The organism is Shewanella sp. N2AIL, from assembly GCF_022690845.1.
Taxonomy (GTDB): Bacteria; Pseudomonadota; Gammaproteobacteria; order Enterobacterales; family Shewanellaceae; genus Shewanella; species Shewanella baltica.
The window spans coordinates 18550-32260 of record NZ_JALBYT010000028.1 but is presented as its reverse complement, the minus strand read 5'-3'; the positions used below and the strand labels follow the sequence as shown (position 1 = coordinate 32260).

Sequence of the window (13711 nt, the reverse complement as noted above, 5' to 3'; positions counted from 1 at the left end):
CTAGCTAATCGTATTTTTGATTATTTTCTAAAAAATTAATCGGATTATTTTTCATTGATTTAGCCCAAAAAGTCCCTTGAAAATGGTTAATGGTGTTATTTATCTCAGTTTACTTAGCCTGCTAACTAAGTATAATGCTTAGCACGCTAACTAAGTGGGTGAGCAAGATGCAAAAAGAATTAGAGCGATTGAAAGAGTTATCACTGGCGGAGCATTTAGGCCGTCTGCATCGATTGTGGCGTACCGTGGCCGATGTCGAGCTGGCGCCTTTGGGATTAACCCATCCCCGCTGGACGGCATTGTGGAAATTACTGCGTTTAGGCGACAGCGTGAGCCAGAAAGTGTTGGCCGATGCCTTAGAAATTGAATTGGCTTCGTTAATGCGCACCTTAGGGCAATTAGAAGAGCAAGGTTTAGTCGAGCGTCATTGCTGCGACAAAGATAAGCGCGCAAGGATTGTGACGCTAACGCCTGCGGGATTGGATGTATTAAAGCAAATGGAAGCGCGGATAATTCAGGTCCGCCGTGAGTTATTAGCTGGGATCAGTGCCAGCGAGCTCAGCGAATTTGAACGCATTATTAGCCTGATTAGTGACAACGCCAGCGCCAAATTGGCCAAGGCAACAGCAACCATTTTGTGAGAAAGAAGATGACACCGGATCAACAGTTTGCCCGTTTAGTAAAATTTGCCATGTTCGGCTTTGTGATGGTTTTCGGCTATTTTATGCTTGCCGATACTATGATGCCATTGACGCCGCAAGCTATGGCGACGCGTGTTGTGACTAAGGTTACGCCGCAGATCAGCGGCAAAATTCAGACCATAGCCGTGACGAACAACCAAGCGGTTGCCAAGGGCGATTTGCTGTTTCAAGTCGATCCTGCGCCCTATGAGTTAGCGGTATCGCAAGCTAAATTGGCCTTAGAGCAAGCCCGCCAAGACAATGCCGAGTTAGATGCCTCGCTGCTTGCCGCGAAGGCCGACGTCAATGCCAACAAAACCACCTCACAACAGAAACGCAGCGAAGCTAAGCGCCTCGATGCCCTGTATGCCACCCATGGTGTATCGCAGCAGCAAAGGGATCAGGCCGATAGTGATGCCGCCGCCGCGGAAGCCAATTTGCTCGCCGCCAATGCGCGTTTAGAAAAACTTAAGGTGAGCCGTGGCAGTTATGGCGAAGAGAATCTTAAGGTGCGTCAGGCACAAAATCATCTTGCCCAAGCTGAACTCAATTTGTCTTACACCCAAATCCATGCCGATCAGGACGGGATAGTGACTAACCTGCAGTTAGAAGTCGGGAGTTTTGCGACCGTGGGGCAACCTCTGTTAGCCGTGGTATCGGATAAGATTGATATTATTGCTGATTTTCGTGAAAAGAGTCTGCGTGGCGTCAATGCTTCATCGACCGCTTTGATTGCGTTTGATGGCGAACCCGGCCGTTTATATCGGGCGACGGTGAGCAGTGTCGATGCGGGCGTGAGTGCGGGGCAATTCGATGCCAATGGCCGTTTAGCGGCGCCGCAGGAGTCTGACCGTTGGGTGCGTGATGCCCAAAGATTGAGGCTGCATTTGGAGTTAGATGGGATGGCGATGAACAGCTTGCCAGCCGGAGCGCGCGCGACCGTGCAACTGCTGCCCGAGAATAGTCTGTTTAGTCTGCTGGCAAAGGTGCAGATTAAAGTCATTAGCCTGCTGCACTATATTTATTAGCCTATTTATTAGCCTATTTATTAGCCTATTTATTAGCCTATTTATTAGCCTATTTATTAGCCTATTTACTAGCTTATTTATCAGCCTATTTACTAGCTTATTTATCAGCCTATTTACTAGCTTATTTATTAGCCTATTTGCTAGCGTATTTACTCGCCTATCTACTCGCACTTATTGCTGTTGACGGGCGAGTGACTCGCGGTCGGTGTGTTTGCCGTGAGTCGCTTGAGTGAACGCTTCAAAGCAACATAAGTGTGAATGCAGTATTAGCTAGCTAAACATCCCCAATTTTACTTATCGATAGAACAAGGCGACGAGCATGTTACTACGCCATAGCCCATTGACGGCCAACGATTTACGCCAGTGTTTACGGATTGCGACTGGCGCGACCATAGGTTTTACCCTGTGTAAAATGTTTGGTTGGAGCAATGGAGTCTTCTTCACTGTGACGCCTATGCTGCTACTCGGACTCGTGCCCGTGATGAATGGCCATGCTATGCGCCAGTTATTGGCCTCATCTGCCATGGCTGGGTTAGAGGTTGGACTGCTCGGTGGTCTGTTTGGCAGTCATCCCGGCCTGATGACGCCCATCGTGTTTCTACTATTTTTATATCGCTTTGCAGCCATGTCCCGTGGCAGTTTATTCCTCTTTGGCGCCAATGGAGTGCTCAGCCTTAGCATCATGCTGCACTTTGCAAGCTATCCCAATACCAATCTGAATGACTTAGTTTTCAGTAACTTTTGGGCGACGGCACTGTCGGTCGTTATTGCCTATGCTATGACGGCACTCTGGCCCGATGTGGAACCAAGGGCGGCTTACAAGCCTGGACCTAAGGCGCCACATCGAATGCGCCACGAAGCATTACTCGGCGCGACCATAGCGACCGCATCGTTTCTGGTATTCCAAATATTTGATCTGCGGGATTCGATGTCAGCTCAGGCGACCACCTTGTTGCTCCTGTTTCCTATGCATTGGAATGGCGCACTCGACTATGCCCGTAAGCGCGCCATAGGCACTTTGCTGGGCGTGTCGTTTGGGGTCGTTGTGCAGTTGGTACTCTATGACTGGTCAGGACTATTGATATTAATCGTCCCCTTGCTGTGGATTGGACTGATGATCTTTAGCCAAGCCCATGTGCGAGAGGCAAGTGGCTCAGGCGTGGGTTTTGGCGCCATGACGACCTTAGGTATTCTGTTTGGCCAGTATCTGACCCCAGGCAACGATTTAATCTTCAGCGCCTTATATCGAGTGAGCAGCATTCTCACCGCCATCGTCGGCACGCTACTCCTGTGTTATTTGATACATAAGTTATTGAATCGTTTTGAATCGACGCGATTTGGTTATTGATTCTGGCTACTCGGGCTTGAAGACTTGCAGCATACCCTTTCAAAGAGTAAGGTAAATTTATCCCATTTGGATTGAACAATAAGTGAGCTTTAATGAACGCTAAGGCTCATTAATTGACTGTTTTAAAAAATGGGCGGCTGACTCAAAAATGGGCTCAGTGTGTGAGCAGCAACATAAATAACAATAACCACCTATGCTTTAGAGCTTAACTCTCTTCAAGGATAGAACATGAAGATTAAAACATTCGTCATAGGCTTAACGCTATGCAGCGGCTATGCGGCCGCCTCCGTTGCGCCTTCTGGCAAACAATTGATGGAAATTATCCCCCAACCGGCACAGTTATGTGTGTCTTGTCATGGGGTAGAAGGTCAGGGCGTTGAACCGCTCGGCCCTCGATTAGCGGGATTATCTAAACAATATATCTCGACCCAGTTACAGCATTTCCAAGCGGGTGTGCGCCAAAATGCGACCATGATGCCGATGGCAATGACCCTGCAAGGTGATGGGATTGAGCAAGTGGCAAACTACTTTTCTGCAAAGCCTGCCAATGAGGTCAAGCCCGTTATCCGCGGTGAACAGGTGGTTTTCAATGACGATACCGCCCGTTTAGCCTACCAAGGTGATTGGTCACGTGGTTTACCAGCGTGCGTGACCTGCCATGGTCCTTCGGGGTTAGGTGGCGGCTTATTTCCCCGTTTAGCCGGTCAGCAAGCGAGTTATATTAAAACTCAATTACTGGCATGGCAGTCGGGAATGCGCAAAGGTGATGTCGATGGCATGATGGCGAACGTGGCTAACAAGCTTACCGCCGCTGAGGTTGATGCCTTAGCGAACTACTTTGCTAATTTGAAATAAGGAGCTGGCCATGAAATATTCCGCAATGTTATTACTGGCCGCTATGGGGTCGTTAACCGTGCAGGCGCAAGCCGAATCGGATCCGCTGCAAGAGCGCCCGGATAAACAAGCCCCGCTGCCTTCTTTCCCTAAGATACCGGATCAAACCTATCTCGTCCCTAGACCTTTGAGTGCCATTCCTGAAGGTGCCTTTGGTGATAAAGTGCGTTTGGGTTATCAGCTATTTGTGAATACCCAAAAACTGCGTGATAAGTATGTGGGTAACGAGCTTAATTGCACCAACTGCCATATGGATGCGGGCCGTAAAGCCAACGCTTCACCCCTTTGGGGCGCGTATTTTGCTTATCCGGCCTATCGCAAAAAAGACAATAAGGTCAGTAGCTTTGAAGAGCGCATTCAGGGCTGCTTTAACTATTCGATGAATGGTAAAGCCCCTGCATCGGCGAGCCCTGAGCTAGTGGCGCTTTCTGCTTATGCCTATTGGTTGGGCATGGGTGGCTTGATGGACGAAGCTAATATTAGCGGCCCAGTCCCTGAGCTTAGCGATGCCGAGTTAGTCAAAGGTGCCAAACGGGAAGACTTCCCGCTACCTGAGATATTAGCCAAGGCGATGACAGTTGAGCAGCGTGCCAATTTGCCGGGTCGTGGTTATCCTGAGATCCCAAAACCCGAACAAGCCTATTCACCTGAACGGGGTAAAGAGGTCTATGTCGCCCATTGCCAAACTTGCCACAGTGTTGATGGTCAAGGTCAAGCGATTGCTGGCGTTTATGCGCTGCCACCGCTGTGGGGGCCTAAGAGTTACAACTGGGGGGCGGGAATGCACAGGGTCAATACTGCCGCATTCTTCATCCATGAAAACATGCCTTTTGGTAAGAGTATGCAGTTGACTAACCAACAGGCTTGGGACGTTGCAGCTTATATCAACTCCCACGAGCGTCCACAGGACCCGCGTAGCAAAGGTGATGTGAAGCAGGCGCAGGAGAAATACCACAATGACAGCGATTACTATGGTGTCGAGGTCGATGGCAAAGTGTTAGGCACTGAGTCCTATCCCATTTTTCCTAAGAAGTCATAGTTGAGCGGCTTTGATTCAGTGCTCGCTTGATGAAATAAAGCGAGTGAATAAGTTGGACAGAAAAGCCAGCAAGCATTTAGCTTTGCTGGCTTTTTTATTGGTCAAACATATGTTGGTCAATTGTACTGAGTCATCTTTGATTTAAGTAGTTGGGATCTTCGTGTTTGCAGGTATCAATGTATAGGTGAGTCATGGCATTCGCTCGTCGACTCGCAGCCAGTCCATCCTTGGATGCTCGACCGCCCCGTCCATGGGGCGGACGGTCGCCTCGCTAATTGCCATGACTCGCCTTTCGAGCCTTAGTGTCATTTGTTGAGCTAAAGTACACAGAGAATTTAGCCATGGGTAGCTCATTAAACTACTGGCGTATCTTTGATTTATAGCTCTTGCTATGATCAGATTAAAGAACTGAACCAAAAATAACCAGATTTCAGATATCCAATAACAATAAGTTCAAAATCGTTAATCAATTAGTTCGTAGGTCCCAAGTGTGTTAAACCAAATAAAATAAGGATATTCAATGTTTAGGCAAGTTTATATTGATGGCCTTCTTGAAAAATTAGAAGACCAAGAATTTAGAGACTATGCATTTAATGCATTAAAAATATTTAGGTCTAAGCCGTGGAGCATAGACGATGGAGATACAGTTTCCATGCCCTTTATAGATGTATACTGCCAGAAACCCAAGGGGATGGAGATTAACTTAATTGATTGGATAGAAGCTGCACTTGCATGGCAGCGAGTGTTATCTAACACAATGATTTATAAGTTTATCCAATGTCCTGCTTTGGCCAAAAAAGATGCCGACATAAAAGGAAATAACCAAATCATTAGTAGTCTGACTGAATTGTACTCGGGAATTATCAAAGATTCAGGATTTTACGGTGGCAATTATGGTGCTGACGGGCATATTGAATTTTTCAAACCTCCATTAAGCAATAATACTTACTTTCCCCTTGAAGTTGGTTATTGTAGTTCAGACCAAATTAACACTCATATTTTTACAAATAATTGTTTCGCAAGACTCCCATATAATTCTGAATATATAGTGATTTTTGAAGTTATTCAAAATTCTTTATCATAAACTTAATTGTAAGGAACTTTATTGAAACATCCATAGTTAAATTTAGCGACAGGTAAACTCGGGAATTAATAAGATTAAGAACTTGCACGGAAGTGACTGTTGGCGGCATATATGCCGCCGTTAAGCCTTCTGGGATGACTCATTTCTAAATCAAAGTTGGCGTGTCACTGGAGTGCAAGTGCTTAATTTTTGGCAAATCAGAAAAGGACGCTTTACAGTATCTGACCTATAGAGGCATAGAGAATATCACCATAATGTGTTGAGCCTAGGGTAAACAATGACAATTGATACCAACGCAACTGATGATACAGTTATCTTTCTTTGTGGCAAAGCAACTCAACTTGAGTGGCTAAAAACCGTTATGATCACCATCTCTAAGAATAAATAACCTATGTTATTTAAGAGGATATTGATGTCCAAGTCGTTAAAAGATTTAAGTGTTACGGAATCGCAAATTTGCCCCCTGTGCAAAGGCGCGAATCAATGTGCGGTGATTGTTGGTAAGGGTATTGAGGATTGTTGGTGTGCGCAGCAGATGTTCCCACCTTTGGCGGTGTTGCAAGCGCAAGCATCAGGTTCGCTGCAAGGGGCAATCAGCCCCATTTTACTGTCTGCCGATGCGTGTATTTGCCAAACCTGTCTTAGCCAACTCAAGCAGAGTTTAAGTCAGGGGCTGATTGCAACACAGGATGAAAAAAGCCCATCGAGTGTGAGCGACGGGCTAGGTTATGAGGTGAAATAGCGGGCTGAAGTAATGAGTTATCGACTGATTGTGTAATCCAGTTGCACAGTGGTTTGTGCCTCAACGGCTTTACCATTTTCAAACTTAGGTGCGTAACGCCATTTATCTATCATTTTTAGTGTTTCTTTCTCGAAGAGAGCACCACCCTTAGAAGCTAAAATTTCAGGATTTTTGACGAAGCCATGCTCATCGACAGTAAATTTAAGCTGAACCCAGCCACTTTTACCTCGCTGCGCATAGGACATTGGATAGTCTGGAACGGTACGGAAAATAGGTTGTTGTTCCTGTGCGTCGGCCCAAGGACGCATTTTGCCGATAGCAATACAGTGAGCGGTGGATTCGTCACGCTTTCCTTGGCGCTCATACAGTTCGACTAAATACGCATGGGCACTCAAGGCATAGGGATGACTAAAATTGAGTGCGTCGAATTGTTTAACCACTTCCAGCAGTAAAGGTTCGGCTTTACTATCATGTTTTTCCACAAATTCAACAGCGCCAACAGTAAAGGTTGCTTTGACTCTGTCTATGGCGTTCTCTGGCAAAATCTCTTTATAAATATCATAGGCATCGAAGGCATAGCGTCTTACGCTTTTCGTGTATAGCTCTGTATTAGATAAGCGGTTAAAGGCTGCTATTTTTACATCGGCGATCAGCTTCTTTTTATCGGATTTTTCAGCAATTGCGATAGCAGTAAGAAAATCCTCTTTCGCATCTTTGGCTTCGACGGCGGTTTGCGCAGCGCCCAGTAAGGGATCGATAAGCTCAAGCGCTTGTTTGCCATAATGAACTTTATAGTTAGCCAGAGCGAGCTGATACAACTCATTCGCCTTAGCCGTTTTGGGTAGATTCTTTTCTGTAAATGGGTAGGGTGCAACTTGCTTCTCTATCGCGCTGGCCCAATTCAAGGCGAGGTTAGCTAAGTCGACACTGTCTTTGGCATATTGAGCTTCGCCGAGTTGGTAAGCGATTTTTGCGCTCGCTTCAATCTTAGCTGCATCGCCTTTTTCTACGGCGGCTTGATAGACACTATAGGCTTTGGTAAAACTATTTTCTGAGGCGTGCACGCTAAGAGATGTGCCTAAAGTGAGGGCAAGAAGACAGGCGATGGGCAACATTTTTCCGTGCGACATTCTATATATCCTTATTATTGATGAATTTAGATGATACATAGATGTGCATTATGGGACAAGTCGGTTTGGCTTTTGTTAATAATGCTGGGGGAGTGCTGATAACTGATAACTGATAACTGAGAATTGAGAGTTGAGAGTTGAGATTAAAAATAAGCGAGCCCAGTTGAAATTGAGTTCGCTTATTTATCAGTGCTTTGTCGCTTTATTAGCCGTTATAACTTCTATTAGCCGCAAGTGCTTTTACTCGCCACCATCACTTCGCAGTGAAAATCACGGCAAATTGCCCGAGCGCGCCGTATTCAAAGTCACAAACCTGCGCCAATGGCAGATCGAGGACGCCCGCGTAGGAGCCTGTGATCACATATTGCCCTTGAGTTAAGCCAATGCCTTGGGCGGATAGAAAGTTAACTAACCAGTAGAGTCCCGCTTTAGGGAAACCATTAGGATGAATGGCGGATTTTTGCAGTGTTTCGCCATTGTGAATGTTAACGCTGAGTTCGAAATAGCTGGTCTCTAAATCTGCTAGTGGGTTTAGCACTGGCCCTAACCATAATCCTTGATTGACTAAGCCATCGGCGAGGGCATCGAAATGCGTCGCTTCACTGGGCGTATGGTAGCGGCTTTTGATCAATTCCAAGGCTAAGCGAGTGTGGCCTAAGGCCGCGTCGATTTCAGCCTCTGTGTAAGGCGTGGTTCTTGGCGGTAAATCGCGAGCAATCTCGAAGGCGAGTTCAGGTTCGACGCGGGCCAGTCCTTTAGTCGATGGATAGAGCGGGCAAGTGGTCGATTGCTGATACACATCATTTTGATAAATAGGCGCTACGACGGTTTTTTCCGCCGAGGGTACTAGGCATTTCCACGCCGCGATAGGATTACTGTTAGCCTTATAGATGGCAGCCACGGTTTGCTGAATGGCGAAGGCCTGTTCGAAGCTCGTTGGCCTCAGCTCTGGGATCAGTAAATCGCCGCTGGTGCCTGCGGCGCGGCGCTCGGCGAGTTCCTTTGCTGCGGCATGAATCTGCATTTGAACTGGTTCGAGCGTGGCGGTAGATGACATTAACTTTCCTATTTAAAGAGTGAGCCTAGAAAGACGTGACGTAGAAACAGTGTGGCAGAGAAGCCATTTAATCGGCCAAATATACTCGGTTATTGCCATCGCTGGAAATGCCAATGTTGGCTTTCGTAGTAAATCTGCTGCAAGTGAATCAAGAGTGCGGCCAATATTCCAATCATAGTAAGATGCTGATACTTGCCCCACATAAGTGTCAGCTAAAGTATCCATGCTAACGCGAATGTTTCCATTATGTGCTGCTAGATATTGTGCTGACTCAGTGCCAGAATGACGCTCCATTTTGCGGTCTCTACTGGACATCTCCGTGAACCTTAGCCATAACGCCCCTCAGGCAAATAATCATGCTCAACTCGGGCTGCTCTTCATCTCAGTTGCGATTGTATTTTGGGGCATGTTACCCATAGCCTTGAAGCTTTCAGGGGCTTTTATCGATCCAGTCACCCTGACGTGGTTTCGTTTTTTGGTCGCGCTTGTGGTCAGCATATTGATCCAATGGAGCGCGGGTAGCCTTAAGCAATTTGCGGCGCTCGATGCCAAAGTCTGGTTACGGCTAGTGCTTGCGGGCGTGTTTTTGATGCTCAATTATGTGTCTTTTGTTTACTCTCTCGATTATCTCGCGCCGGGTGCTGCCCAGCTGAATTTCCAGACTTCGCCCTTTTTCCTCGCCTTCGGTGGCGTGCTGTTTTTTAAGGAACGGCTGAATGCGGTGCAGCTCAGTTGTTTTGCGACACTAGCCTTAGGCATGTTGATGTTTTTCCATCCGTATTTGGATTTATCTGGTGCCAATAATCATCAGGTTTGGATTGGGGTAATGATTATCCAGTTCTCGGCGTTGTCGTGGACTAGCTATGCCTTGTTGCAAAAATCATTACTCAATCGTTTATCGCCCGCGAACGTGCTTTTAGTGATCTATGGCTTAGGTATTTTCGTAATGGCTCCCTTTAGCGACTTTAGTCAGTTTGCCAGTATGGACAGCTTCGAGTGGCAGATTGCGCTGTTTTGCGCTGCCAATACCTTGATCGCCTATGGCTGTTTTGGGCAGTCGATGAAGTACTGGCCGACGGCACAGGTGAGCGCCATGTTGGCCCTAACGCCAGTATTTAGCTTTAGTGCCACTGCTTTGGTAGTAAGCATTGGCTGGTGGCCAGAAGTCTTCCATGCCGATGAATTAGATGGATTATCTCTGCTGGGGATTGGCGTCATTATTGTGTCTGTGATGGTGGTACAATTACTGCCTCTGTATCGTAATCGTCAGGCGAAGCGTTTGCAGGCTGTCTAACGCATACATTTTATCCATGGGAAAGGCCAGTGATCACTAGACTCAGCGATTTAAAACTTAAGGATATCCGTGGGGTCATCTTCGATCTTGACGGCACTTTAGCGCATTCCAATCCCGATTTTGCTGGTCTGCGGCGTGAGTTGGGGATTCATTCTGGTACGGATATCTTGGCCCATGTGGATAGCCTGAGTGCGGGTGAAGCACAGGCTCAGGCGCTGGAAATCGTCCATGAGTACGAGAGACAAAGCTCACTCAATGCCAGTTGGATTGATGGCGCGCGTGAGCTTATCGAATGCCTACGGGCTAAGTCGCTGCCCTTGGCTATTTTGACCCGCAATATGCCGGAAGCGGCGCAAATCACTATCGATAAGCTCGGCATAGATATTGAACTAGTATTAACGCGTTACGACGCGCAGCCTAAGCCGCATCCCGAAGGTATTCATCTTATTTGCCAGCAGTGGCAACTCGCCCCCGCAGATATCCTGTATGTAGGCGATTATCTGTTTGATCTGCAAACCGCGCGTAATGCGGGTAGCCGCTGCGCATTATATTGCCCTGAAATTATTCCCGATTATGCCCACGACGCCGACATGCTAGTGGCTTGCTACCATAGCTTTATCGAAGCGTGGACAGTGGGTGACTAGGCATTGTTTGGGGCTGCATCTTGCTTATCTTGCTTCAGTCCCAAGCGTACACTATCCAATAAGGCAATCAGCCAGCAGAGGATAAATCCGTACATCAGCTTATCCGCACCATCCCGAATGGTTGCCGTGGTTTGCTTGGTCACTTCGGCCGCAATCACGCCCATATCCAGCGGCAAAACGCCAGTTTGAATATCCAGCGAGATAAGCTGCGCCACTTGCATGACTTGTTGCAGCAACAGGCCGAGACTCAGTATTGCCAGCACAAAGAACACTAAGGCGCTGCGTTTATGTTGCAGATAAAAATGGCCGCTGCCAGGGGCGACGAAGGCGGATAATAGTCCAGCGGTAAGGGCTTTTTTCATCGAAATACACTAGATGCGTTGCTAAAGACTAAGTCGACACTAATAGACATGTTGGCTTAACTGCAAGTTAATTTGCCATTGCGACTAACATTCCAATAAAGCCCGCAAACAGAGTGCAACCGACAAGTACCATGATTAATAACGTTTTATCTCTGTGGCATGACTTAGCGAGTTCGGGAAGTGCCGAGATAAATGGGTAAGTTATCAGTGCTAAAAAATCCATTTTATATCCTTAAGCTAGACATTCTTGTACTGACTATATCAGCTTGAAATATCAACTGGCCAGTTTGCTTTGAGCTAGTGCGATGTCAAGCCAACAAAAAAGGAGCCTAGGCTCCTTTTTTAGTCTCTAGCTTAAGCTAGATTAGTCTTCACGTGGTTTACGTGGCTTACGCTCACCGGCAGGTTTGTCTGCACGTGGTTTGCGGTCAGCAAATGGCTTGTCACCAGTAGACGCAGCGCGTGGCTTACGGTCACCAGCTGGGCGGTCACCCGTTGGACGATCGCCACGTGGTTTACGGTCACCAGCAGGGCGGTCTGAACGAGCACTACGGCCTGAATCAACAAATACTTGATCGCCAGCTTCGCGGATGTTCAATGGCTTGCCACAAACACGTACTTTACGTAGGTGCTGTAACACGTCTTTTGGCATGCCGTCTGGCAGGTCAACAGTGGTCACTGCATCGTAAAGTTGGATTGCGCCAATGTAACGGCTGTCGATGTTAGCTTCATTCGCGATAGCGCCAACGATGTTACCCACACCTACACCATTCTCACGACCTACGTCGATCACGTAACGGCACATTTTCAAATCTGGGTTGTCTTTCAACGCTTCAGCTGAGCCTAAGCTTGCTGGCATTGGACGCGGTTCGCGACTTCTGCGTTCACCACGCTCACCACCACGGTCGCCACGATCACTTCCGCGGTCGCTACGTTCAGCACGTTCACTGCGTTCATCACGAGCACGTTCTTGAATTGCTGGCAATTGCAAAGGACGTTCTTGTTGAACTTGCTGTAATAATGCAGCGGCTAGCAGATCAGTATCGACTTCTAACTGTTGGCATAATTGAGCAACAGCTTCTTTCATGAAATCTAAATCGCCGTTGATGGTTTCAGCCAATTGCTCACCTAAGCGAGACAGACGACGTTCTGCAACAGTCTCTGGGCTTGGGATTTTCATTGGTGAAATGCGGCTGTTAGTTGAACGCTCGATAGTGCGCAGCATGCGCATTTCACGGCTAGTTACAAACAGAATCGCCATACCAGTACGGCCAGCACGGCCTGTACGGCCAATACGGTGTACATAAGCTTCGGCATCATACGGAATATCGTAGTTTACAACGTGACCGATACGCTCAACGTCAAGACCACGGGCAGCAACGTCAGTCGCGATCAGTATGTCTAACTTGCCACGTTTCAGTTGGTCAACTGCACGCTCACGGGCTTGCTGGTTCATGTCACCGTGTAGTGGTGATGAAGCGTAACCGCGGGCTTCTAACTTTTCAGCTAACTCAACACATGAGTTACGAGTACGTACGAATATGATCACACCTTCAGTGTTTTCAACTTCTAATACACGTACTAAAGCTTCAAGTTTGTTGTGTTGTGATACTTGTACGAAACGCTGTTCGATTGACTCAACCGTCGTTTGGCTTGATTCGATACGAACATGTACAGGATTACGTAAGTGCTGGTTAGCTACACGCTTAATTTGCTCTGGCATAGTGGCAGAGAATAACGCCAGTTGGCGCTCGCTTGGCGTGTGCTCAAGGATCCATTCGATATCATCGATGAAGCCCATTTTTAACATTTCATCGGCTTCATCTAGCACTAAAGCTTGTAATGAGTCGAGTTTCAAGGTGCCGCGACGCATATGGTCCATAACACGACCTGGCGTACCAACGATAACTTGTGGGCCGCGTTTCAGGGCATTCAACTGTTGTTGCATGCTTTGTCCGCCATAAATAGGAAGAACGTGGAAATTCTTCATAAATTTGGCATAGCTACTGAACGCTTCAGCAACCTGCACGGCTAATTCACGTGTTGGTGCTAAGACTAAAATTTGCGGTGTAGTTTGGCTGGTAACTTTGTTTAATAGTGGTAAAGCGAAGGCGCCAGTTTTACCTGTACCTGTTTGCGCTTGACCTAAAATATCTTTGCCAGCCATAAGTGGATCAATACTGGCTGATTGGATTGGCGTCGGTTTTTCATAACCTAGCTCGTCAAGAGCACGCAACAAATTCTCGGATAGGCCGAGTTCACGGAAAGTTCTTTCATCGGATGACATTGGGTTGTAGCCTTGTGGATGCGCGCGCGAAATGGCGCTAAAGTTTCACAGACAGAAAATCAACCCCGTGTCGATTTCCCGCGAACGACGGATTATAGCAGCATGGACGGCACTTTACCAAT

14 protein-coding genes are annotated in these 13711 nt (G+C 47.3%); 9 read left to right on the top strand and 5 right to left on the bottom strand.

Annotation, left to right across the window (positions count from 1 at the left end):
* Positions 1 to 167: 167 nt before the first annotated feature.
* The 7 genes from slyA (at position 168) to MO387_RS15710 (ending at position 6815) form a co-directional block, all read left to right on the top strand.
* Positions 168 to 641 (top strand): transcriptional regulator SlyA, encoded by a 474-nt coding sequence (gene slyA / locus MO387_RS15740; protein ID WP_006083211.1) that lies wholly within the window; start codon positions 168 to 170, stop codon positions 639 to 641.
* Between the two features lie 8 nt (positions 642 to 649).
* Positions 650 to 1708 carry an HlyD family secretion protein gene (locus MO387_RS15735; RefSeq protein ID WP_011847896.1) on the top strand — a complete coding sequence of 353 codons (1059 nt, stop codon included), beginning with the start codon at positions 650 to 652 and terminating at the stop codon, positions 1706 to 1708.
* Positions 1709 to 2027: 319 nt separating this feature from the next.
* Positions 2028 to 3056 (top strand): DUF2955 domain-containing protein, encoded by a 1029-nt coding sequence (locus MO387_RS15730; RefSeq protein ID WP_242326388.1) that lies wholly within the window; start codon positions 2028 to 2030, stop codon positions 3054 to 3056.
* A gap of 228 nt (positions 3057 to 3284) precedes the next feature.
* Positions 3285 to 3911, top strand: coding sequence for a c-type cytochrome (locus MO387_RS15725; RefSeq protein ID WP_242326387.1), 627 nt, complete (start codon positions 3285 to 3287; stop codon positions 3909 to 3911).
* 10 nt (positions 3912 to 3921) lie between these two features.
* Positions 3922 to 4989: a c-type cytochrome gene (locus MO387_RS15720; RefSeq protein ID WP_242326386.1), complete on the top strand. Its 1068-nt coding sequence runs from the start codon at positions 3922 to 3924 to the stop codon at positions 4987 to 4989.
* 520 nt (positions 4990 to 5509) lie between these two features.
* The gene (locus MO387_RS15715; protein ID WP_242326384.1) at positions 5510 to 6073 is read left to right on the top strand and encodes a hypothetical protein; all 564 of its coding nucleotides are present in this window, start codon (positions 5510 to 5512) and stop codon (positions 6071 to 6073) included.
* 412 nt (positions 6074 to 6485) lie between these two features.
* The gene (locus MO387_RS15710) at positions 6486 to 6815 is read left to right on the top strand and encodes a cysteine-rich CWC family protein (RefSeq protein WP_242326382.1); all 330 of its coding nucleotides are present in this window, start codon (positions 6486 to 6488) and stop codon (positions 6813 to 6815) included.
* Between the two features lie 17 nt (positions 6816 to 6832).
* On the opposite strand, the gene MO387_RS15705 is transcribed toward MO387_RS15710, so the two are convergent.
* Together MO387_RS15705 and MO387_RS15700 are read right to left on the bottom strand one after the other, a co-directional pair.
* On the bottom strand, positions 6833 to 7945 hold the full coding sequence (locus MO387_RS15705) for an energy transducer TonB (RefSeq protein WP_242326380.1): 1113 nt from the start codon (positions 7943 to 7945) through the stop codon (positions 6833 to 6835).
* Positions 7946 to 8198: 253 nt separating this feature from the next.
* Positions 8199 to 9002: a hydratase gene (locus MO387_RS15700; protein WP_242326378.1), complete on the bottom strand. Its 804-nt coding sequence runs from the start codon at positions 9000 to 9002 to the stop codon at positions 8199 to 8201.
* 319 nt (positions 9003 to 9321) lie between these two features.
* Here MO387_RS15700 and MO387_RS15695 point away from each other — a divergent pair, with 319 nt between their 5' ends.
* Positions 9322 to 10296 carry a DMT family transporter gene (locus MO387_RS15695; protein ID WP_242326377.1) on the top strand — a complete coding sequence of 325 codons (975 nt, stop codon included), beginning with the start codon at positions 9322 to 9324 and terminating at the stop codon, positions 10294 to 10296.
* A 29-nt stretch (positions 10297 to 10325) separates the two neighbouring features.
* Positions 10326 to 10940, top strand: a complete 615-nt coding sequence (locus tag MO387_RS15690) for an HAD family hydrolase (protein ID WP_242326376.1) — start codon at positions 10326 to 10328, stop codon at positions 10938 to 10940.
* Here MO387_RS15690 and MO387_RS15685 read toward each other — a convergent pair.
* The 3 genes from MO387_RS15685 to MO387_RS15675 form a co-directional block, all read right to left on the bottom strand.
* On the bottom strand, positions 10937 to 11302 hold the full coding sequence (locus MO387_RS15685) for a DUF6677 family protein (protein WP_011847890.1): 366 nt from the start codon (positions 11300 to 11302) through the stop codon (positions 10937 to 10939). The genes MO387_RS15690 and MO387_RS15685 overlap by 4 nt on opposite strands.
* A gap of 67 nt (positions 11303 to 11369) precedes the next feature.
* A complete protein-coding gene (locus MO387_RS15680; protein ID WP_157600311.1) occupies positions 11370 to 11525 on the bottom strand; it encodes a hypothetical protein in 156 nt (51 codons plus the stop codon).
* 141 nt (positions 11526 to 11666) lie between these two features.
* Positions 11667 to 13589, bottom strand: coding sequence for a DEAD/DEAH box helicase (locus MO387_RS15675; protein WP_006083196.1), 1923 nt, complete (start codon positions 13587 to 13589; stop codon positions 11667 to 11669).
* Between the last annotated feature and the right edge of the window lie 122 nt (positions 13590 to 13711).